We start from the raw sequence: 21,859 nt of genomic DNA, 5'->3' as shown, positions 1-21,859 counted from the left end.
CAATGTCTGCGAACTGGCCACCGCCCCCACCGCACCCATCTGGAGCCCGCCCGCCGGCTATTCCGTCCGAGCTCGTGCCCAAGCACGTCGCCATCGTCATGGACGGCAACGGACGATGGGCTAACCAGCGCGGCTTGCCACGCACCGAAGGTCACCGCGCCGGTGAAGGTGCGTTGATGGATGTGCTGTTCGGTGCGATGGAAATTGGCGTGAAGGTGATCTCGGCGTATGCCTTCTCTACCGAGAACTGGCGACGCTCGCCGGACGAAGTACGATTTCTGATGGGCTTCAACAAAGACGTCATTCGCCGCCGACGCGATGAACTCAACGACCTGGGCGTACGAATCCGGTGGGCCGGCCGGCGCCCGCGATTGTGGCGAACGGTGCTCAGCCAACTCGAGGATGCCGAGCAATACACCAAGGACAACGATCGATTGACCCTGCAGTTCTGCGTCAACTACGGTGGCCGGGCCGAGATCGTCGACGCTACCCGCAAGATCGCCGCACTCGCCGCACTCGGTCAACTCAAGCCCGACAAGATCGACGAGAAGATGTTCGCGCGCTTTCTCGACGAGCCTGACCTGCCAGACGTCGACCTGTTCATCCGATCCTCTGGCGAGCAACGGACCTCGAACTTCCTGCTTTGGCAGTCCGCTTATGCAGAACTGCTGTTCGTCGACACTCCATGGCCAGACTTCGATCGGCGCAATCTTTGGCAAGCCTGCGAGAACTACGCGCGCCGAGATCGCCGCTACGGGGGAGCCGTCAATCAACCGGTGCCCGAGGTTCCTACTGACGGGCAGGCAGTCCCCAGCCGGTCGCGAGCGGGCCGGTCGCGACTGGGCAGGGCGAATTCATGATCGCCGTGCTGCACTTTCGGCCCGCCGAGGACATCGAGCTGTTTCGAGAGCGCGGCCGAGTGGCTTTGGCCGCGCTGGCGGCGCGGCCGGGATTCATCCAGGGCAGCCTCGGCCGAGCAACTGATGACGAGTCCGCGTGGATCATGATCAGCGAATGGGAATCGGTCGGCGCCTATCGCAGAGGGCTCGGCGGCTACGAGGTGAAGTTGGCCGCCACCGGGCTGATGGCGCAGGCCATCGACCAGCCCAGCGCCTTCGAAATGCTCGTGACGATCGGCGCGGACGGCGCGATGACCCTTCGAGCCAGTGACCGAGCGCCCGACGCGGACTGGGTGGCCCGGGTTGCGGGCCAAGGACCGGGCCAGCAAACGGAACAGCAAATGGAACAGGAAACGGACGCTGGAGTGGAGCCGAACGACAGCGTCTGAGACAGTTGCCCAGGCAACAGTTAGCTGTCTGAACAATATTTGTGCGTTCAATGAGGCGGGACGACCGCGCGGAGGTGACTAGGTGTCGACGACCCGTGCCGGCGCCGCCTCGGTTCCGGTAGCCGCATACGCCCCGGTGGATTCTGAGGGCACCGAGCGCCGTGGCGGACCGTGGACGCGTCGGTTGAGTGCCGTCCCCGACGCGACGATTGTGATCTTCCTGTGTGCGGTCGTGGCGGTCGGACCGCTGGCCACCTTCGGTCAGTTCCGAAAGCTACCGGTGCTCTGTCTATTCGTGGCGGCCCTGTTCGTCGGTCGGCGCCTGTTGCCTGAGCCGATGACCGCCGAACGGCGTTCGGCTCGCTGGTCGGCGGTAGCGGTGATTGTGGCGATCGCGTTCGTCCTGGTCAATCTGGGGTACACCTCCGAGTACTACATCGTGGTCCGCGATCCCGCCGTTTATACGCTGCGGGCGATCTGGATGGTCCACCACGCGTCGCCGAACATCCCCAACGGTGATGCGGTAACCGGCGCGCAGGACGTGTCCGGTGCTTACGTCGATACGAGCGGTTTCTTCCAGGTCGGCAATCATTGGGAACCGCAGGGCTCCTCGCTTGTTCCTGGCCTCTTCGCCACAGGTGGCTGGTTCGCCGGCGAGAGCGGTGTGTTGGCCGCGAACCTGGCCGTCGGCGGGGTCGCCCTGATGAGTGTGTACGCCTTCGGCCGCCGCTTGCTTGGACCGGCCTGGGCGCTCGTTCCGATGATCGCGATGGCCACCTCACTGCCCATGATCGCGTTCAGCCGGTCAAGTTATACCGAACCGACGGCACTGATCCTCGGTATCGGTGGGTTGGTGTTGTTGCGGGCGGCGCTCAAGTCTCCAAGTCCGCTGCGCTCATCGGCGGCGGGTGTTGCGCTCGGTGCGACCTTCCTGTCCCGTACGGACGGCTTGATCTTCCTGCTGGGAGTTATTTTTGCCCTCGGGCTCGTGGCGGCCTTGGCCCGGTCAGCCAGCCGCCGCCGCGAGTTACATCAGTGCCTGCTGTGGGTGCTGTTTGGCGCCTCGGTGAGCGTCGGGCTGGCGTTCATCGATCTTGCTCGTAACAGCGCGACCTACGAGATGACGTCGTGGGGTCAGATCAGGGATTTGACGGCTCTGACCATCGTCGTGGCGCTACTTGCGGTCGGGTCCAGGTTCTTGCCCGGTCTCGAAGGCCTGCGGGCCAGGCTCGGCGGTAGCAGTTCGAAGTGGGTGTCGTGGACAGCGGTCGTGGTGTTGCTCGGGTTCGTCGCAATGGCGCTTCGCCCGCTCTTCTACGAGCGCCATGTCGCGGCGTCCGCGGCCATCGCAACGCGGCAGGCTGCGAATCACTTGGCGGTTGACGGCACCCGTACCTACGACGAGAACACCATCAGTTGGTTGGCGTGGTACTTCTCCTGGCCGGTCGTGGTGCTGGGAGCAATAGGCGTCTCGCTGCTGCTGGTTCAGGGTTGGCGGCGTCGCGACGTCTGGCTGACCGCGGTGCTGAGTGTGCAGGGCGCCGCCAGCCTGCTCTACCTCAATCGGTCCTTGATCACGCCTGACCAGATCTGGGCAATGCGGCGATTCCTACCAATAGTGATACCGCTCGGATTGGTCGCAGCCACCGGCGCCTTACGGATCTTCGGGCGGCGGTTTCCACGGTTATGGCCGATGGCTCTCATCGCGGGGCTGTTGGTGGCGACGGCGCCGCTGCTGTTCCTTCGACCGGTCGTCTCGACAACTCAGTACGCCGGAGCGCGGGCGTTCGTCGATTCGGTGTGCGCGCGGGTCGGTGATGATCATGTAGTCATCGCTGACAACACCGACGGCGGCCGGATTTTCCTGCCCGCATTGCGAATCAAATGCGGAGTGCAGGCGGTGCTGTTGTCCGAGTCGACACCGCAGACCTTGTTAGCGGTACGGTCGAATTGGACCGACAACCGTCCGATCACCGTTGTCTCATTTGTCGAAACGGCCGTTCCCTGGACGACGCCACAGCAGAATCCCGTGCTCGCCGGTGCATTTCCGGTGTGGGATGAGCCGTTGACCAGTCGACCCAAGAAGACCATCATTCGCACGATGTCGGTGTATCTGGGCGATTTGCAGCCGGACGGACGGGTCGCACCCAGATCCTGAGCACGATACGAGGTTTGCCAGGCCGATATCCTTGAGGGAAAGCAACGCTCGAATCGTCGGTAATGGAGTCCTCTCGTGCCCGTGGATCGCAATGATTCTGTAGTCAGCCTCGCGAAGCGTCGTGGCTTCGTCTTTCCGGCTGCCGAGATCTATGGCGGGACTCGGTCGGCCTGGGACTACGGTCCGCTCGGTGTCGAACTCAAAGAGAACATCCGCCGTCAGTGGTGGCGCACGATGGTCACGACCCGTGATGACGTGGTCGGGTTGGACTCGGCCGTGGTGCTCCCGCCGGCGGTCTGGGAGGCCTCGGGCCACGTAGCGACGTTCTCCGACCCGCTGACGGAGTGCACGAACTGCCACAAGCGCTATCGCGCAGACCACCTGATCGAGGAGTTCGAGGCGAAGAAGGGCCGCAAGCCGACGGCGGCCGACGGGAGCGCCGGTGGCGAATGGACGCTCGATGACATTGCGTGCCCGAACTGCGGCAACCGGCACACTTGGACGGAACCGCGCGAGTTTTCGGGCCTCATGAAGACCTATCTGGGCCCGGTCGAAGATGCCTCGGGCCTGGCGTACCTACGTCCGGAGACGGCCCAGGGAATTTTCCTGAACTTCAAGAACGTGATGACGACCGCCCGCAAGAAGCCGCCGTTCGGCATCGCGCAGACGGGCAAGTCGTTTCGAAACGAGATCACCCCAGGCAACTTCATTTTCCGAACCCGCGAGTTCGAGCAGATGGAGATGGAGTTCTTCGTCCCGCCGGGCACCGATGAACAGTGGCACGAGTACTGGCTGCAGGCGCGCTGGGACTGGTATATCGGCCTCGGGATCAACCCGGAGAACCTGCGCTTCTTCGAACACCCGAAAGAGAAGCTGTCGCACTACTCGAAGCGGACCGTCGACATCGAGTACCGCTTCGAATTTGGTGGCTCGGAGTTCGCCGAACTCGAAGGCATCGCCAACCGGACCGATTTCGACCTGACGACGCACTCCGAGCGTTCGGGAACCGACCTGAGCTACCTCGATCCGGAAACGAACGAGCGCTACCGGCCATACGTGATCGAGCCGGCGGCTGGTTTGACCCGGGCCACGCTGGCTTTTCTTCTCGATGCCTACGCCGAGGACGAGGCTCCCAACACCAAGGGCGGTGTCGACAAGCGCACCGTGCTCCGGCTCGACAAGCGGCTGGCGCCGGTCAAGGTCGCAGTGCTGCCGTTGTCGCGCAACGCCGACCTCTCGCCCAAGGCACGCGATCTGGCCGCGACCTTGCGTCAGCATTGGAATGTCGACTTCGACGACGCTCAGGCGATCGGAAAGCGCTATCGCCGGCAGGACGAGATCGGAACGCCGTTCTGCGTCACCGTCGACTTCGACACGCTGGAAGACCACGCCGTCACCGTTCGGGAACGCGACACGATGACTCAGGAGCGGATCTCCTTGGACAAGGTCGAGGGCTACCTGGCCGAACGGCTGATCGGCTGTTGACCGATCAACTGGCCGCGGTTGCCGGTCCGCTCGAATTGGGCGATCGGATCACGGTGGACCCACCAGTTGTGCTCGCTCCGCTGGCCGGTATCACGAATGTCGCCTTTCGACGGCTGTGCCGGGAGTACGGCGCCGGCCTCTACATCTGCGAGATGATCACGTCCCGGGCACTCGTCGAGCGCAACCCGAAGACGATGCGGATGATCTCTTTCGCCGAGGACGAGCGACCGCGCTCGATGCAGCTCTATGGGGTTGACCCGTCGGTGGTGGGGCAAGCGGTGCGGATGATCGTCGAGGACGATCTCGCCGATCACGTCGATCTGAACTTCGGCTGCCCGGTGCCGAAAGTGACCCGGCGCGGGGGCGGTTCGGCCCTACCCTGGCGAATCAATCTCTTCGATGATCTTGTCAAAGCTGCGGTCCAGGCCGCGGGCGGTCAGGTTCCGGTGACCGTCAAGATGCGCCTTGGCATCGACCATGACCACCTGACGTATCGCGAGGCCGCGCTTCGCGCACAAGACGCCGGCGTGGCCTACGTCGCTCTGCACGGGCGCACCGCAGCAGACTTCTACGGCGGCCAGGCCGATTGGGAGCCGATCGCCGAACTTGCCTCGTTGCTCGATATACCCGTGCTGGGCAACGGCGACATCTGGGAAGCTGCCGATGCGGTCCGCATGGTCCGCGAGACAGGGTGTGCCGGCGTCGTCGTCGGGCGAGGCTGCCTCGGGCGTCCATGGCTGTTCGGCGATCTGGCCGCCGCGTTCGGTGGAGCGAGTGAAATCCACCTGCCCGACCTCGCTCAGGTGGCGCGCGCCATGCTGCGGCACGCCGAATTGCTCGCGGAATGGCTCGGCGCGGAACGCGGCGTGATCGACTTCCGCAAGCACGTCGCCTGGTACCTGAAGGGCTTCAACGTCGGCTCGGAACTACGCCGATCGATGGCGATGGCGTCCGCTCTGAGCGAGCTGGATGAGCTACTTCACCAGATGGACCTCAGCCAGCCGTTTCCGCTCGAGGTGCTCGGCCGACCTCGGGGTCGCACGTCTGGAGCCCGCTCGGTGTCGCTACCCGAGGGCTGGCTGGCAGATCGCGGGTCTCGCGTCGTTCCCTTCGGTGCCGAACTCGCTGATTCGGGCGGCTGACTCCCGAGATGCGGATCACCGTCCGCGCGTAGGGTTAGGACCCAGGCTGTGTCGTAGCCGACATTCGTTGGCCAAATTGCACACCTAGCAAGGGCCGAAAAGGCTTACCTGGACTAGTCTAATTCGACTCTCTTATCCGACTCGCTTCTCGATCGAAACCCGGCGGTGCGTGCGATGACGAAATTTGTTTACGACTTTTCTGAGGGCAACCGAGACCTCAAGGACTTGCTTGGCGGTAAGGGCGCAAACCTTGCCGAGATGACGAAGATGGGTCTACCGGTGCCCCCGGGATTCACCATCACCAGCGAAGCATGCCAGGCCTATCTGGCCAGTGGTCGTGAGCCCGAAGAGATGGCGGCCGAAGTGGCCGAGCACCTCCAGGCCCTCGAGGTGAAGATGGGTAAGAAATTGGGTCAGTCCGATGACCCGCTACTCGTCTCGGTGCGCTCTGGGGCGAAGTTCTCCATGCCCGGCATGATGGAAACGGTCCTCAACATCGGTCTCAACGACCAGTCGGTACGCGGGCTAGCCGCCCAGGCCGGCAACGAGCGTTTCGCCTTCGATTCCTATCGGCGACTGATCCAGATGTTCGGAAAGACCGTGCTCGACATCGCCGGCGAACACTTCGAGGACGCTCTGGATTCGGCGAAGACCGCCAAAGGTACGAAGAACGATCTCGACCTGGACGCAGAGGACCTCCGCAAGCTGGTCGAGACATACAAGCAGGTCGTCGTCGAGCAGGCCGGGCGCGAATTTCCGCAGGACCCACGGGAACAGCTGACGTTGGCCGTGCGGGCCGTCTTCGAATCCTGGAATGCGCCTCGAGCGATCCTCTACCGCCGCCAGGAGAGGATCCCCGCTGACCTCGGTACGGCGGTGAACATCTGTTCGATGGTATTCGGCAACGTCGGCTCGGATTCGGGCACCGGCGTCGCCTTCACCCGCGACCCGGCCTCCGGCGCCAAGGGCGTGTACGGCGATTACCTGCAGAACGCTCAGGGTGAGGACGTCGTAGCCGGCATCCGAAACACCCTGTCGCTGGCCGACCTGGAGACCCTCGACAAGAAGTCCTACGACGAACTCATGTCGATCATGGCGCAGCTGGAAGAGCACTACCGCGACTTGTGCGATATCGAGTTCACCATCGAGCGCGGCAAGTTGTGGATGTTGCAGACCCGCGTGGGCAAGCGCACCGCGGGAGCAGCTTTCCGGATAGCCACGCAGCTCATCGACGAAGGTCTGATCGACGAGAACGAGGCGTTGCAGCGGGTTACTGGCGCGCAGTTGGCGCAGTTGATGTTCCCGCACTTCGACGAGCGGGCATCGACGCAGAAGATCGCTCAGGGCATGAACGCTTCACCCGGCGCTGCCGTGGGCAAAGCGGTTTTCGATTCCTATACCGCGATCAAATGGAAGCGCAGTGGCGAGCAGGTGATCCTGGTCCGTCGCGAAACGAACCCCGATGACCTCGACGGAATGATCGCTGCCCAGGGAATTCTCACCAGCCGGGGCGGTAAGACCAGTCATGCTGCCGTGGTCGCGCGCGGCATGGGCAAGACCTGCGTCTGCGGCGCCGAGGGTATCGATGTCGATACCAAGGAACGCCATTTCACCACCAAGGACGGCACGATCTACCCCGAAGGCACCCTGATCTCGATCGATGGCACGTCAGGCGAGGTCTTTCTCGGGGAGGTGCCGGTGGTCGACTCCCCGGTTGTGCGCTACTTCGAGGGCGAGCTCGATCCCGACAGCGCAGACGCAGACGATCTGGTTCGCGCCGTTCACCGGATCATGAAGGTCGCGGACGGATCGCGGCGGATGGCGGTGCGAGCGAACTCCGACACCGAGGAGGACTCGGCCCGGGCCCGCCGGTTCGGCGCTCAAGGTATCGGTTTGTGCCGTACCGAACACATGTTCCTGGGCGATCGACGCTCGCTCGTCGAGGCGCTCATCCTCGCTGATACCGACGCCGAACGGGAACGTCAGCTCGCTGAACTGCTTCCGCTGCAGCGTGACGATTTCCTCGGCATCTTCGAAGCGATGGACGGCCTACCGGTAACGATTCGGCTGCTCGACCCACCGCTGCACGAGTTCTTGCCGGACATCACGGAGCTCTCGGTTCGGGTGGCGGTCGCCGAGTCGCGGGGTGAACCGCGTGAAGGCGACTTGCGGATGTTGCAGGCCGTGCACAGGTTGCACGAACAGAACCCGATGCTGGGACTTCGAGGCGTTCGGCTGGGCCTGGTGATCCCCGGATTGTTCGAAATGCAGTCCAGAGCGATCTTGGAGGCTGCGGCGCTGCGCGTGCAGGCCGGTGGTGTCCCGCGCGTAGAGATCATGGTGCCGCTGGTGGGCGCTGTCCAGGAATTCGAAGCCATCAAGGACGACATCATCAAGGTCGCCCGCGAGGTGCGCCAGGAGACCGGCGCGCACCTGGAGTTCTTGATCGGCACGATGATCGAGCTACCCCGAGCGGCGTTGACCGCCGGTCAGATCGCCGAATCCGCGGAGTTCTTCTCCTTCGGCACGAACGATCTGACCCAAACGACGTGGGGCTTCTCGCGCGATGACGTCGAAGCCGCGTTCTTCTCGCACTACCTCGAGAAGGGCATTTTCGGCGTATCGCCGTTTGAATCGCTCGACCGTGAAGGTGTCGGTGAGCTCGTGCGGATCGCCACCGAACGCGGCCGTGCCGTCCGTCCGGGCCTGAAGTTGGGCGTTTGCGGCGAACACGGCGGCGATCCGGACTCGGTGCACTTCTTCCACGAGGTCGGTCTGGACTACGTCTCGTGCTCGCCGTTCCGGATTCCGATTGCGCGGCTGGAAGCTGGTCGGGCAAACGGTGGCGGCGGCAGCGACTCTCGCTGAGGTGGTGGTGAGCTCCTGCGGCGCACAGGCCGTACGGGTAATCTCGCAGGGGTGTCTGGTCGGTTTTCACGTATGGCTGCTGCGGCGGGGGCTGCTGCCCGCGCTGCGGTCGAGCATCGTCGTGACGGCGGCGCCAGCGACCGCGGTGGCTCGATCGATCCGGGTGTCGAACACCGCAGCCGCCGAAAGGCCGATCAAGCCGCCGAACCTCACCACGAGGAGATCGATCGGCGGCGGCTGATCGGGCTTGCCATCGGGCGTCGCGAAGGCCCAACTGTGTTGCCGGGGACAGCGGTGTTACAGCGCATCCTTGCCGACTACGGTCTGCGGTCGATCATCGACGATGATGGCGACCTTGCCGTCCGGTGGGAGAACTTCAGCGTCTACTTCTTTCACTACGGTCAGGACCAAGAGGTCCTTCAGGCCAGGCTGTACCTCAACCGTCGTTTCGACGTGGAACTGAGGCCGACGTTGGCGCTGGTGCTCGACGACTGGAACCGCAGCAAGCTGTTTCCGAAGGCCTACACGGTTCTCCCCGACGACGGCCTGGTCGGTGTGTGTGCTGAGCAAGCCTTTGATTTCGAAGGCGGCACCAGCCACGAGCAGCTGAAGTTCACAGTCGGCATGTGGCTGCAGAACCTGCAGCAGTTTGCAGAGTGGATCGAGGAGCACGTCTGAACGGCCCGCGCGGCCATGCCGATCGAGCCGATCGAGCCGATCAAGCCGATCAAGCCGTTCGAGACACCGGCCGTACCTTCGGCTACAGCCCGTCCGATGCTCAGCGGTTGGTTGGTGAAGCGGCCAAACGCGGCCAGTACGCCCCTATCGAGGTGACCGAGGCAGCCGATCGCGGCGAATTCCAACGCGACCGGGCGCGTGTGCTGCATTCCTATGCGTTTCGCCGGTTGGCGGACAAGACGCAGGTCGTTTCGCCGGGCCAGGACGACTTTCCCAGAACTCGGCTGACCCATTCCCTCGAAGTCGCGCAAATCGCTCGGGAGATCGGCGGTTTGCTTGGCTGCGATCCCGACATCACCGACACAGCCGGCTTGGCACACGACCTGGGGCATCCGCCGTTCGGTCACAACGGCGAAGACGCGCTCAACGAGGTCGCCGAGGACTGTGGAGGTTTTGAGGGCAATGCCCAAACCCTGCGGATCCTGACTCGGCTGGAGGCGAAAGTTCTCGATCCCGAACAACGTTCTGCCGGTTTGAACCTGACCAGGGCGAGCCTGGACGCGGTCTGCAAGTACCCCTGGCCACGCACCATCGAAGCCCGCAAGTTCGGCGTCTACACCCAGGATCTGCCCGCTTATCGATGGCTACGTGACTCTCGCCCGGATGGCCAGCGATGCCTCGAGGCGCAGGTGATGGATTGGGCCGATGACGTGGCTTATTCCGTCCATGATGTCGAAGACGGCGTGCACTCCGGCTACATCCGCATCGGCGAGCTGGATGATTCGGAGCTGGCCGAGTTGTGCGTACTCGCCGCGCAACACTATTCGCCGCTCGCCCCCAGGGATCTCGAATCGGTGCTCGCCGACCTTCTCGAGCTCCCAGCACTGCGAGATCTGACGGGCTATGACGGTAGCTATCGCGCGCAGGTGGCGTCGAAGCGGGCAACTAGCGAGCTCACAGGCCGATTCGCAGGCGCCGCAGTGGCCGCCACCCGGGCCGAGCACGGCACCGGTCCGCTCGGTCGGTACGCAGCCGATCTCGTCGTGCCCCCGGTCGTGGCCGCGGAATGTGCGTTGTTGAAGGCGATCGCTCTTCGCTACGTGATGCGACGCCCGAAGGTTGATGACTTGCTGGCCCACCAGCGACGGGTGCTCGCCGAGTTGGTGGGGGCGCTACTGTCCGCGGGGGAGTCGGCGTTGTCAGAGGTGTTGCGGCACGACTGGCGTCTAGCTGCCGATGACGCGGCACGGTTGCGGGTGGTCATCGACCAGGTCGCCCAGCTGACCGATTCGGCGGCTATTGCCTGGCATGCTCGGCTGGTACGCCCGCGCCGATAGCTCGGCCCGGTCGGTGCTGCCGCATAGACTGAGGCCATGGCCGGACGGATTCGCGACGAGGACATCGCGGAGGTCCGCGAGAAGTCCCGGGTCGACGACGTCATCGGCGAGCACGTTCAGCTGCGCAACGCAGGCGGTGGAAATCTCAAGGGCATCTGCCCGTTTCACGATGAGAAGTCGCCGTCCTTGTCGGTTTCGCCAGCACGGGGCCTCTATCACTGTTTCGGCTGCGGCGCCGGCGGCGATGTCATCAAGTTCGTCCAAGAGATCGAGCATCTGTCCTTCACCGAGGCGGTCGAGAATCTCGCCAGCCGAGCGGGCATCCAGTTGCGCTACGCCGAAGGTGGCAGTGGCCCGCAACGCCAGCCCGGTCAGCGAGCTCGCCTGGTGGAGGCCCATACCCTGGCGGCCGCATACTATTGCGACCAGCTCCTGTCGCCGGAAGCCCAACCAGCTCGTGACTTTCTGGCTCAGCGGGGGTTCGACGCCACGGTGGCCAAGCAGTTCGGTTGCGGTTACGCACCGTCCGGGTGGGACTCCCTCACCAAGTACCTGCTCGGCCGCGGCTTCTCACCGGCCGAACTGAATCTGGCCGGACTGGCGAAGGAATCGGGCCGCGGCTCGATGATCGATCGGTTCCATCGCAGGCTGCTGTGGCCGATCAAAGACATCAGCGGCGAGGTCGTCGGGTTCGGGGCGCGGCGGATCCACGACGATGACAAGATCGAAGCCAAGTACCTCAACACTCCCGAGACTCCGATCTACAAGAAGAGCCAGCTGCTCTACGGCATGGACGTGGCCAAGCGCGAGATCGCCAAGCAGAACACCGCCGTGGTCGTCGAGGGCTACACCGACGTGATGGCGTGCCATCTGGCCGGCATCACGACCGCTGTCGCCAGTTGCGGTACCGCATTTGGCGCGGAGCACATCAACGTGATCCGCCGGCTGTGGTCGAGTAACAGCGCTGAAGAGGCGCAGGCGAAAACCAAGGTGATCTTCACCTTCGACGGCGATGCCGCCGGTATGAAAGCGGCAGAGAAGGCTTTCGCGGACGAGCAAAAGTTCATGGCGCAGACGTTTGTGGCGATCGAACCGACCGGTAAGGACCCGTGCGAGCTGCGCCAGGCCGGCGGTGATCACGCCGTCCGTGCCTTGATCGAAGGCAACCGGCCGTTGTTGCGCTTCATGTTGGAGACGTTGATCAAGCGCTATGACCTCGACACGGTCGAGGGTCGCGCCGCGGCGCTCAACGAGGCGATTCCGTTGGTCGCACAACTCAAAGACCCTGCGCATCGGGTCGGCTACGCCGGTGAGGTTGCCAAGCTGGTCGGCGTCGCCAACCCCGACGACGTGTTGGCTCGGGTTCGTGGTCTCGTCCGCACGAATGAGCGCGGTGGCAATCAGGCCCGACAGCAGCCTCGCGGCGGCTCTGAACGAGCGTCGACAAACGGCAATCGGGCCGATTACGCCAACAGACAGGGTTATGGCAACAGGCAGAACGCGACGCAGGCGCCGTCCCAACGCGTTCAGCCGTCCAACGGTGCCCCTCCTTCCCAGGGTGCCCAGTCCTTCCAGGGTTCACAGTCGTCGGCGCCATCGCCGGTTGGCGTGGCGCCGAGGGTCGCCCAAACCGAGCGAGAGGTGATCAAGGCGGCACTACAGCTCCCCGATGTGGTCGCCGCGCAATTCGATGAGCTTGGCTCCGGCGCGTTTTTGGTCGCGGTTCACCAGCAGTTGCAGACCGCGATCGGCGCGGCCGGCGGTGCGGCGACGGCCACCGGGGGCCCGCTGTGGGTCGAACGCGTCTCAGAACATCTGCCGCCTGATTCTGAGGCTCGGTCCATGGTCAATGCCCTCACTGTCGAGCCGCTGCGATCTGGAACGGACGCGCAGAGTCGCTATGCCGAAGCGATGGTGAACAGCTTGGCTGAACAGGTCGTGGCCCGGCAGGTGGCAAACCTGAAGTCCAGGGTGCAACGATTGGACGCCAATGCCGATGCCGACGAGCAGGGCAGGTTGTTCGCGGAATTGATGCAGTTGGAACAGCGCCGGCGAGAGCTGCGCCTGCGGGCAATCGGAGGAGAGTAGTGCGTTTGTTGTCCTTTTCGGATAGGTGGATTCGTCCGCCTGCTGATCTCCGCAAGATGTTCGCCGGTCATGAGCGGGCCCTTGCCGTTGCCGATGTGCGTGATGAATCACAGCCGGTCGTCGTCGCGACGAACGTCGGTTTGTGGGTTCCCGAGTCGGTGTCGCAGGTTGGGGCGCCAGCTGAGCCGCCGGCAGGGTCGGGTTGGCGCCGGATCGGCTGGGATCGTGTGGTGAAAGCCAACTGGGCAGATGACAAGCTGGTGGTGATCGAGGGCGATCTCGCTACCGACTCGGACTTTGCCGGGTTGGTCACTGACCGACTGCCGATCAGCCTGGCGCTCACCGAACCGCGCAACCTGCCGGCCGTGGTCCGAACTCGCGTAGAGACGAGTATCGCTCGCTCGGAACAGGTCAATCTCCCGGGAGGCACCGGTCGAATCGTCGCCCGTCGGGTGCCCGGGGTAGATGGCCTGACCTGGACTGCCCGGTTCGATAGCTCGACGCCTGACACGCCTGCTGATCGTGCCGTATTGCTGAACTACCTGGCCAGAGCGACCAGCGCGCCGACCGAGTAGCGGTCGTCTGGGCGCCCAGCTCAGCTCAGTTTCGTGACGTCGACATTCACTGTCATATTCGAGCGGGCAGAATCGGTGACGATAACGCCTTTCAACGGCGGCACATCACCGTAGTCTCGGCCGCGTGCGACGACCAGATACCGGCCGTCGACCCACTGGTCGTTGGTCGGATCGAAGTCGATCCAACCGAGCTCCGGGACGAATACCGACGCCCACGCGTGCGAGGCATCTGCGCCCTGCAGTTTTGGTCTCCCTGGTGGCGGTGAGGTCTCGAGATAACCGCTCACATAGCGGGCTGCCAGCCCGACCGAGCGCAGGCAACCCACTGCGAGGTGGGCGAAATCCTGACAGACGCCGGTTCGTTGCCGCAGCAACTGCTCGATTGTGGTCGCTACGGTCGTCGATCCAGAACGGTATTGAAAGTCGGTGTTGATGCGATGACAAAGGTCGGCGATGACCTCGCCGGCCGCCCGTCCCGGCGTGAAAATCTCTTTGGCGTAAGAAGAAACTGCAGTCGAGGGCTTGATTCGAGTCGATGGCAGGCAGTATTCGACTACCTCATGGTGCTCTGGTAGCTGACCACGCAGCTGCTCCCAGCTGTAGTCATCCAATGCAGTCAGGACGGCTGTCGAAGGAGCTTCGCGGCTGACTTCCAACTCGCTGCGGGCCGTGACGGTGAGGCTGGTGTGTCGGCGTCGCACCAGGTAGAACGTAGAGATATTGCCGAAGTAATCGACGTGATCGCTAATGTCTGATGGCGGCGGCACGATTTCGAGCGTGGTGTTCAGGCAGCGTTGACCAGTTTCGTCGCCGGGTTTGAGATGGGCGCGGCCATAACTGCGTTCGACCGGCGACTGATACGCGTAGCTCGTTCGGTGAACGAGTGAATAGCGAGTCACAGGCTGCCGTCCAGTGGCTGCAGTCGGCCCTGTTTGGTGAAGTACGTGCCCTCGATGAGTTGATGAGCGGTATGCAGATCGTCGAGCACGCCGTCGAGCAGCCCGGCGAGCTCCGTCCGCGATGTAGCCTGGCTCGAGTTGCTGAGGGTGGCTATATCTGCGCCGGTGAGCCGCGATTTTGCTCTGCTGATGACGGCAGCGAGCTCGGGTGCAGTCGGGGGAGTTGGATGATCAGAAGAGGTCTGGGCCAGGTCGGCCTCGAGCCGGTCCAGTTGAAATGCCAGCGCTCGCGGGTTGCCGGTGTCACAGAGCAGGAGCTCGAGCACGGTGTCGACCCCGGCGTGGGCGGGATAGCGCCGCCGATGTGTGATGATGCTTTCCGCTGCAATCAGGACGGATTCGGTGATGAGGTTCTCGGCTGCCGCCGGGTGCGGATCGACCAGGGAGTATCGAAGCAGTCCGGTGATTTGAAGCGCCCGCTCCACGCGACGGCCGGCATCGAGCAAGTACCAGCCGGTGTCTCGCACCATGCTTTCGGCCACCAGGCCCGAAAACGCCAGCATCGCCTGCAGCAGCCGAGCTAGATCGGCGGAGGTGGCCTCGAGGGACTGCGAGAGTCCGCCGCTCGCTGTCACGGGCAGCAGGCTGCGATCGAGCCCGCTCAGCACCGTCCAGGTATCGGCCGACAGCTGATCGCGTACGGCATTGGCCAGGCCGCGAATCCGGCTCAGATCGTGCGCGAGAGTCCCAGGCCGGGAATCATCAGCGATCAGCGAGCGAATCTCTGCTTCGGGCGCGCTCAATCTCGCGCCGGCGCCGTCCCCGACAAACCCGGGCCAAGTGCCTGTTACGGAGGTCAGTGTCTGCAGTAGCGTGGCCAGACATCGCGCCAACGCCGCGTTCGGAGCTGGGTGCAGGTCCCGCCAGCGATTGTCGACGACGCGAATCAGTCGGCTCACGCTCTCGGCACGCTCGGTGTAGCGGCCGAGCCAGTAGAGGTCTTCGCCCACCCGCGGCGATACGGCTGCCGATACCGTCTCAGGACCGGTCAGCCCAGCGCGCTGTGACTCGTCACCTTGCTGCGGCGAGGCGCTAAGTACCCACACGTCTTTGCTGATCGCACCTAAGGCGTGCGAGATCACCAGTGAGTCCCGCTTGAGCGGCGCGCGACTGAGACCACCGGGCATGAGCTCGTACGAGCCTTCGTCGGCGACCGCGAAGGTCCGAAGAACGAACGGCCGAGGATCGAGGCCGCCCGGTTGCCAGGTCGGCACGGTGCTCATCGCTAGCGGTTCCTGACCGACCCAGTTGTATGGCTCGGCGTCGATCTGAGCCGCGAGCTCGTTGCGCCGGCCTTGGGGCAACTGCCAGCCGGCTTGGGTGCGGCTTCCGACCGATCGCGCGAGTGGTTTGAGCACCAGGTGGTCGAGATTGGCCAGCACGTGGCTACGCGACACCGCATCCCCACACCACCAGGTCCGCGCCGATTCGAGCTGAAGCGATTCGCCACGCAACACTTGGCAGATCTTCGGGAGGAACGGAAACAGCCCGGGATTCTCCAGTACCCCTGCGCCGAGGGAGTTGACGATCGAGACGGAGCCGTTCCGGGCCGCCTCGACCAGCCCGGGCACGCCCAGCTGGGAGTCGGGCCGTAGCTCCAGCGGGTCTGAGTACATGCCGTCGACCCGGCGCAGGATCACGTCCACCCGCTCCAGTCGGTGCAGCGACCGTTGCCAGACGCGACCGTCGCGGACGGTCAGGTCGGCGGCGACGGTCAGCGGCAAGCCCAGCAGAGATGACAGGAAAGCTTGATCGAAGGCGGTTTCGCTGTCAGGACCGGGGCTGAGCAGCACGACCCGCGGTGTGTGCCGTTCATCTTGGCCGTGCTTGGGCGCGATGTTTTGTAGCGCTCTTCGCAGGGTGTGGAAGAAGGGGGCGATGCGATGCACACCGGTGCCGCGATAGAGCCCGGGGAGGGCACGGGACAGCACACTCCGGTTCTCCATCGCGAAACCGGCGCCCGAGGGTGCTTGCGTCCGATCTGCGAGTGCCCGCCAGTTGCCGTCGGAGTCCCGGGCTAGATCGGTGGAGCTGAGGAAGAGTTGCCGCGGTCCGGGTATCCGAATCCGGTCCGCATCGCGGATGAAGCCTTCGTGACCGAACACGACTGCCGGTGGCAGCAGCCCTTCACGAATGAGGCGGCGTGCACCGTAGAGATCGCTGAGAACCTCGTCGAGTAGCTCCGTGCGTTGAATGACCGAAGGCGCTAGCCCTGCCCAGTCGTCCTCGTCGATGACCAGTGGAAGAACATCGAGATTCCAGGCGGGCTGCATCGCTGCCCCGTGAGCGCGGTAGCTCACGCCATCGTCTTCGAGCAAGCGAGTAATCGTGGTCTGCCTGGAAGTCAGACCCGCTGGACCCAAGTCGTTCAGCGCCGCACCGACGCCCCGCCACGATGGCCGAAGTTGCCGTTGCGCATCGAACATCTCGTCGCGCATCGGCTTCGCACGGCTTCCGTCGCTTGTTCGACCCGCTTGGGGCGCTGTGGGCTCGAAAGGTAGCTCGCCCTGGCCGCGCGGAGGCCCGTAATAGGCTTCATCCCACACGCCGGGAAGGTCTGCGGGCAGGCCCGAATGCTCTGCTCGCGTCACACCGGGCATCCTACGGAAACGACGCGCTGCCGCCCCTTGTCGGTCGAGGTTGACGTCTCAGCCGCGATATCGGTGACCGTTCGCGCCGCCTGAGTTGGTCGCACTGGCCGAGTAATCCGACGGGTGGCCGATCAACGGAATTTTGCCAGCGAGCTTTCCGCGCGCTCGCCCCGCTATATCGTTGGCCTGGGCCTGAAGGACGCCAGCCGTAGCTTGAACGGTCTGGCTGCCGGCGATACGGCGGCCGACTGCGACCAGTTGCTCGTAGCGCTCCCGGCCCGCCCTGGCGCCAAGGACATAACCGACAAGACCACCGACGATGAACGAGGCTTTCATGCCTGCCGCCTTTCTCTGTGCGTCTGCCAGTCGCTGTACGTCTGCCAGTCTGCCACCGCCGTAAGGGGGTTGCGCGGGGGAGTCGGGGAATGAGTTATCCTTCTACGCGCTGCCCCACGCGTCCCCGGACGGGCGGGAATGCCGGTAATCCCCCATAGCTCAATTGGCAGAGCATTCGACTGTTAATCGAAGGGTTTCTGGTTCGAGTCCAGATGGGGGAGCATTTGCGGGGGGTCTGCCTGTGGCGGGCCCCCCAAATCACTATTTAGTCAGTAAATAGCAGTCGGGTGTAACGGGTACGGTGCAGAAATATGGCGCAGATCGAGCGGACCCCAGAAGGGTTTGGGGCCGAGACTAAGCCGAAATTCTGCCCCGATGGCCACCCACTGAAGGGCGGCCGGGTGTTGCTTCAACGAGACCCGATGACAGCCGAACGGGGCTGACTCTGCCGAATGTGCGGCAATGAGTGGCGCGAGGACCGCGACGGCAACAAAGTGTCTAGGTCCCCTTGACTAGAAGTGTCTAGGGTCTATAGACTAAAGTTAGACCAGCGACGAGCAGACACGCAAAGCGATCAAGGAGCTGACCAGCGCTGGTTGGATCGAGCTGCGCAGCGACGGACGGCACGCCAACTACCGCTGCCCGTGCGGTGAGCACCAGTTCCCGCTACCTGTCAGCCATCGCATGGTGTCAGCTGGAGTGATGGACAAGATGCGCAAGCTAATCAAGATCTGCAAGGGAGCGTGACCGGGGTGGAAACCTACACGGTACGGGTGGCCCGCGAGGGTAAGTGGTGGATGGTGCGCGTGCCCGACATCGACGGCCTCACCCAAGCCCGCCGGTTGTCCGAGGTTGACGACATGGCGAAGTCGCTCATAGCGATCACGCTGGACGTGCCCGAGGACTCGTTCGGGATCAGGACCGAGATCGAAGCGATCGAGGACATTCGGGTGACCGAGTGGCTCGATGCAATCAACGCTGCCGAGGAGGCCGCCGAGGCCGCGCTAGCCAAGGCGCGCGAGGATAAGCGGTCTCTCGCCAGAGCACTGGCCGAACACGACGTGCCTGTGCGCGACATCGGGACCGCCCTGCATGTCTCGTTTCAGCGCGCGCAACAGTTGGTCAACTCGAAGTAGGATCGGGCTACCAGCAGGTCCCGCTTGCCTCTTGGCCGGCGAGGTAGACCCGTTCGTAAGCCTTGATTGAGCCGCAAAACCCGTCGAGAACTCCCGTTGCTAGAGCGTCCTGCATCGGTGCGCCCGGAGCGATTGGCGTCCACACTCCGTCAGCAATGGCGACGGCCTGCTTGGTGTTGTCCATCTCGTACCAGCTTCTGACCTGGTCAGGCAACGTCTCGACCGCGACGACCTTCGGGTATCCCTTCGGATAAGGCGGCGGGGTCGGGGTGGGCGTCGGCTCGGGCGTTGGAATCTCAGTAGTCGGTTCAGGCGTTGGCGTGTCAGGCGTGGACGCTATCGCCGTTGTTCGCACCGAACTCCCGCTTGACGGCCTTCAGGGCGCAGTTCGGTGCGAACAACGCAGACGACTAGCGCTGGGTCGCGGCTTCGGCGGTCCAGTACTCGTTCAGGGCGTTCTGCAGCTTGCTGGCGAAGATGAATATTCCGATGATCGGAATCCAGCTCCAAAAGCCGGTCAATGCCGAGACTCGCTCCGGCATTCCGGCTTGAACACGAGCTGCCTTGACATCGTTGCCGAGTAGGAACGGGTTGAGAAAGCCAACGAAGATCGCGATGATCAGCGCGACCGGGCCGCCGAGACCGATGCCGGTGTGCTTCTTGATCTCGCTGTGGGTCTTGAAGATGTACACCAGCCAGTAGATGCCCAGCGTGATGATGCTGAGCAGGACGACGTTGATTCCGCCGCGCTGCTTGCCGATCGGGCGAGGGGGCGCTGAGGTGGTGGGGCTCGTGAAGTCGGTCATGTCTGCCTTGCGTTAGTCGGAGATGGGCGACGACAGCATGACAGGTTGTTAGGTTGCCGTAAAGGCAAGATCGAAAATGCGGTCCGCGTCCCGTTCATGAGGCAGGCTTCCGCGGCCGCATCGCGCGATATGGGCCGTCATCGCCGCAGCCTTGGGCGAAGGGCTGCATCAGACGTCGAGATCGATGCGGCGTGGCAGGTGATCACTGAGCTGGCGCAGTTCGGGACTATCGATCGGGGCTGCGACCGTAACGGATGGGAGGAGCTACTCGGAGCTTCGACGACGAGACCAAGAACGTTCTACTGCGAGCGCTCGAACTCCAGGCCCGGGCCGATTTGATCGGGGTTGATTTAGGAACACAATCGACGCACCCGCGATGAGGTAAACCCGCGTGTTGGACGAGATGGGACCGCAGGTTTACGCCGCGGAGATGGCGTCGGCGGAGGCGGGTTCGGGAACGAGACCCGTGAAGATGACTTCTTCGGCGACATCGCGGAGCTTGCGGTGTGTGGTCTGGGATGCCTTCCGCAGCAGGGCGAAGGCCTGCTCGTCGGTGCAGCGGTCCTGACACATGATGACGCCGAGGGCGATGCCGATGCGCCGGTTCGAGCCGAGTGCTAATTCCATGTTCGCGGCCCTCTCGCCGGACGAGGCGGCGCTGAGGCTGAGCCCGGCGTGATCAGCCAGGATCGACCCGATCGTTAGCAGCTCGTGGGTGAAGAACCCGGACTGAGCGGAACCAAGCACGAGGGCGTAGACGCCCGCGTCGGTGAGTAGCGGGAACGCCGTCATGGACAAAGCGGGCATGCCTAAGCCGAGCTGCGCCGCGCAGTAGTTCGGCCAGCGGCGTTCGGATCGAAGATCGTCGACTCGCACGGCCGATGATAGGTGCAGGCAGTCCCATTCGACGCCGGACCGCGAAGCACTCACGACTTCGTTGGTGTGCTCGGCCGCCTCCGGGTCTGTTGCGGCCCTCAGCCGCATCTGGTCGCCTGGTTCCAGCGTCCACAGCGCGGCCGAGTCGCAGCCGGTGATTGTCTTGGCCAACTCGACGATCCGCTGGCCTGCGGCGCTCAGGTCGGTCGCCGCCGACATTTCCTGAGCGATCCTCGCGAAAGTACGCGCGGCTTCGAATTCGTCTCTCATTCCCATCGCCTCAAGTTTCCCGGATGACGAGTGCGGCCTTTTTCTAGACCGGTCTTGCTGCGCTGCATGCCGAGAGAACCACTAATCAGCTCGATCGTCAAGTCAAGCGATCATCGAGCTTCTCGACGGGCGTTCTGGTAGTTTGCCGGAATGGAGCGTCACAATCCGGAAGAGCTGAAGAAGGCCACCGATGGGCTCCGCGAGCTCATCCTCGCCGCCGAGCACTACCGCCACGTCGTCGCGGACGACCTCGGGGTCGGTACCACCGAGTCGCAAGCCGTCAGCTACCTCTTCGTCCGCGGCCCCATGGGACAAGGCGAGCTGGGCGCTCTCCTGGCCTTGAACACGTCGAGCATGACCGCCCTCGTCGACCGGCTCGAACGCAGCGGCATCGCCGAGCGGCAGCCACACCCATCCGACCGGCGCCGCTTCATCATCCGACTCACCGCCTCGGGACGGCAACGCGTGACCAGGACCAGCGAGTGGCTCAGCAACGCCTTCAAGAGCATCCCGCCGGCACGCCTTGCCGAGGTCACCGCATCGCTGCACACCATCACCGACGACCTACGCAACAAGGCCCTGCCAAACGCCGCACCCACCGAAGCTCCGCGAACCCAACCGTGAACCCCGGTCGCGACCGCGGAGAATCGACGTCGAGTTGAGTGCGTCTCCAACTCGATGAGCGGACACTGAGTACATGACCGCGATCCAGCCGGAGTTATGGGTCGACGACGGCTCCTCGGCGCTCACCTTCTACGCAGATGCTTTCGGCGCGAGGACGCTGCACGTAGTCGGGGACGGGGACGACATCGTTGCCCAGCTCGCGATCGGTGAAGCTGTGTTCTGGATCGCCACCGCCGGAGCGAGTTCAGAGCGGCTCGTACCGCGCGCGCTCGGCGCTTCGACCGGCCGAGTGTTGCTCATCGTCGACGAACCCGCAACTGTGCAAGCCCGCGCGGTCAAGGCAGGGGCAATCGAGAAGTCCCCAGTGACGGACGAACACGGCTGGTTGGTCGGTCGAATCCATGATCCCTTCGGCCACGAATGGGAAATCGGCAAACCGCTGGCCGCATGGCCTCCCGCCGACCGCTGACGGTTACGCGTGGCGGCCGATTTCAAGCGCGCGCCGCGGCACCGGCCCGAGCTGGCGATCGAAACGGACATACGGGTCGACCACTAAAGCCGCTTCAACACGAACCATTCAGGCGGGATGAGGTTCGTTCGTCTGAGCGGCGGCATGCTGGCTGATGGCCAGCTGCCGGAGCC

General features: G+C 63.9%; 18 protein-coding genes, 1 tRNA gene and 1 pseudogene. 14 read left to right on the top strand and 6 right to left on the bottom strand.

Annotated elements, in window-relative coordinates:
• Window positions 1–2 precede the first annotated feature (2 nt).
• From ACSMXN_RS17255 to ACSMXN_RS17210, 10 genes and pseudogenes are all read left to right on the top strand, one after another.
• Entirely contained in the window at window positions 3–860 is an 858-nt protein-coding gene (locus ACSMXN_RS17255) for an isoprenyl transferase (protein WP_022913043.1), read from the top strand.
• Window positions 857–1,183 (top strand): annotated as a pseudogene (locus ACSMXN_RS17250) (antibiotic biosynthesis monooxygenase family protein); the annotation flags it as partial. The gene ACSMXN_RS17255 and the pseudogene ACSMXN_RS17250, both read left to right, overlap by 4 nt.
• A gap of 187 nt (window positions 1,184–1,370) precedes the next feature.
• Window positions 1,371–3,446, top strand: a complete 2,076-nt coding sequence (locus tag ACSMXN_RS17245) for a hypothetical protein (protein ID WP_022913041.1) — start codon at window positions 1,371–1,373, stop codon at window positions 3,444–3,446.
• A gap of 75 nt (window positions 3,447–3,521) precedes the next feature.
• Window positions 3,522–4,931 (top strand): glycine--tRNA ligase, encoded by a 1,410-nt coding sequence (locus tag ACSMXN_RS17240; protein ID WP_027139376.1) that lies wholly within the window; start codon window positions 3,522–3,524, stop codon window positions 4,929–4,931.
• On the top strand, window positions 4,925–6,073 hold the full coding sequence (gene dusB / locus ACSMXN_RS17235) for a tRNA dihydrouridine synthase DusB (RefSeq protein WP_027139375.1): 1,149 nt from the start codon (window positions 4,925–4,927) through the stop codon (window positions 6,071–6,073). Before ACSMXN_RS17240 ends, dusB begins: the two co-directional genes overlap by 7 nt.
• A 174-nt stretch (window positions 6,074–6,247) precedes the next feature.
• Entirely contained in the window at window positions 6,248–8,941 is a 2,694-nt protein-coding gene (gene ppdK, locus ACSMXN_RS17230) for a pyruvate, phosphate dikinase (protein ID WP_022913038.1), read from the top strand.
• A 72-nt stretch (window positions 8,942–9,013) separates the two neighbouring features.
• Window positions 9,014–9,619: a YbjN domain-containing protein gene (locus tag ACSMXN_RS17225; protein WP_022913037.1), complete on the top strand. Its 606-nt coding sequence runs from the start codon at window positions 9,014–9,016 to the stop codon at window positions 9,617–9,619.
• Entirely contained in the window at window positions 9,568–10,956 is a 1,389-nt protein-coding gene (locus ACSMXN_RS17220; RefSeq protein ID WP_455407609.1) for a deoxyguanosinetriphosphate triphosphohydrolase, read from the top strand. Before ACSMXN_RS17225 ends, ACSMXN_RS17220 begins: the two co-directional genes overlap by 52 nt.
• 36 nt (window positions 10,957–10,992) lie before the next feature.
• Window positions 10,993–13,044: a DNA primase gene (gene dnaG / locus ACSMXN_RS17215; protein ID WP_022913035.1), complete on the top strand. Its 2,052-nt coding sequence runs from the start codon at window positions 10,993–10,995 to the stop codon at window positions 13,042–13,044.
• Window positions 13,044–13,619: a hypothetical protein gene (locus ACSMXN_RS17210; RefSeq protein WP_155958340.1), complete on the top strand. Its 576-nt coding sequence runs from the start codon at window positions 13,044–13,046 to the stop codon at window positions 13,617–13,619. The genes dnaG and ACSMXN_RS17210 overlap by 1 nt, the downstream gene beginning before the upstream one ends.
• 20 nt (window positions 13,620–13,639) lie before the next feature.
• Here ACSMXN_RS17210 and ACSMXN_RS17205 read toward each other — a convergent pair whose 3' ends face one another.
• Genes ACSMXN_RS17205 through ACSMXN_RS17195 form a run of 3 tightly spaced genes read right to left on the bottom strand, consistent with a single transcriptional unit; the run spans window position 13,640 to window position 17,505 of the window.
• Window positions 13,640–14,518: a transglutaminase-like domain-containing protein gene (locus ACSMXN_RS17205; protein WP_022913033.1), complete on the bottom strand. Its 879-nt coding sequence runs from the start codon at window positions 14,516–14,518 to the stop codon at window positions 13,640–13,642.
• Entirely contained in the window at window positions 14,515–17,169 is a 2,655-nt protein-coding gene (locus tag ACSMXN_RS17200) for a circularly permuted type 2 ATP-grasp protein (protein WP_196811253.1), read from the bottom strand. The genes ACSMXN_RS17205 and ACSMXN_RS17200 overlap by 4 nt, the downstream gene beginning before the upstream one ends.
• A 57-nt stretch (window positions 17,170–17,226) precedes the next feature.
• On the bottom strand, window positions 17,227–17,505 hold the full coding sequence (locus ACSMXN_RS17195) for a hypothetical protein (RefSeq protein ID WP_022913031.1): 279 nt from the start codon (window positions 17,503–17,505) through the stop codon (window positions 17,227–17,229).
• Between the two features lie 148 nt (window positions 17,506–17,653).
• Here ACSMXN_RS17195 and ACSMXN_RS17190 point away from each other — a divergent pair.
• Together ACSMXN_RS17190 and ACSMXN_RS17185 are read left to right on the top strand one after the other, a co-directional pair.
• Window positions 17,654–17,726 (top strand) — tRNA-Asn (locus ACSMXN_RS17190).
• Window positions 17,727–18,257: 531 nt separating this feature from the next.
• A complete protein-coding gene (locus ACSMXN_RS17185; RefSeq protein ID WP_027139372.1) occupies window positions 18,258–18,641 on the top strand; it encodes a hypothetical protein in 384 nt (127 codons plus the stop codon).
• 7 nt (window positions 18,642–18,648) lie between these two features.
• On the opposite strand, the gene ACSMXN_RS17180 is transcribed toward ACSMXN_RS17185, so the two are convergent.
• The 3 genes from ACSMXN_RS17180 to ACSMXN_RS17170 all read right to left on the bottom strand — a co-directional run bounded on the left by ACSMXN_RS17180 (window position 18,649) and on the right by ACSMXN_RS17170 (window position 20,599).
• Window positions 18,649–18,996, bottom strand: coding sequence for a hypothetical protein (locus tag ACSMXN_RS17180; protein WP_022913029.1), 348 nt, complete (start codon window positions 18,994–18,996; stop codon window positions 18,649–18,651).
• 55 nt (window positions 18,997–19,051) lie between these two features.
• Window positions 19,052–19,447, bottom strand: a complete 396-nt coding sequence (locus ACSMXN_RS17175) for a DUF4234 domain-containing protein (RefSeq protein WP_022913028.1) — start codon at window positions 19,445–19,447, stop codon at window positions 19,052–19,054.
• A gap of 417 nt (window positions 19,448–19,864) precedes the next feature.
• Window positions 19,865–20,599, bottom strand: a complete 735-nt coding sequence (locus tag ACSMXN_RS17170; RefSeq protein ID WP_455407608.1) for a GAF and ANTAR domain-containing protein — start codon at window positions 20,597–20,599, stop codon at window positions 19,865–19,867.
• Window positions 20,600–20,743: 144 nt separating this feature from the next.
• Here ACSMXN_RS17170 and ACSMXN_RS17165 point away from each other — a divergent pair, with 144 nt between their 5' ends.
• On the top strand, window positions 20,744–21,217 hold the full coding sequence (locus ACSMXN_RS17165; protein ID WP_455407607.1) for a MarR family winged helix-turn-helix transcriptional regulator: 474 nt from the start codon (window positions 20,744–20,746) through the stop codon (window positions 21,215–21,217).
• Between the two features lie 73 nt (window positions 21,218–21,290).
• Window positions 21,291–21,686: a VOC family protein gene (locus ACSMXN_RS17160; protein WP_022914683.1), complete on the top strand. Its 396-nt coding sequence runs from the start codon at window positions 21,291–21,293 to the stop codon at window positions 21,684–21,686.
• The last annotated feature ends 173 nt before the right edge of the window (window positions 21,687–21,859 follow it).

It is taken from the genome of Parajatrophihabitans canadensis, assembly GCF_053764775.1.
Note: the sequence above shows the minus strand (reverse complement) of the source record. Positions and strands in the feature narration are given on the sequence as shown.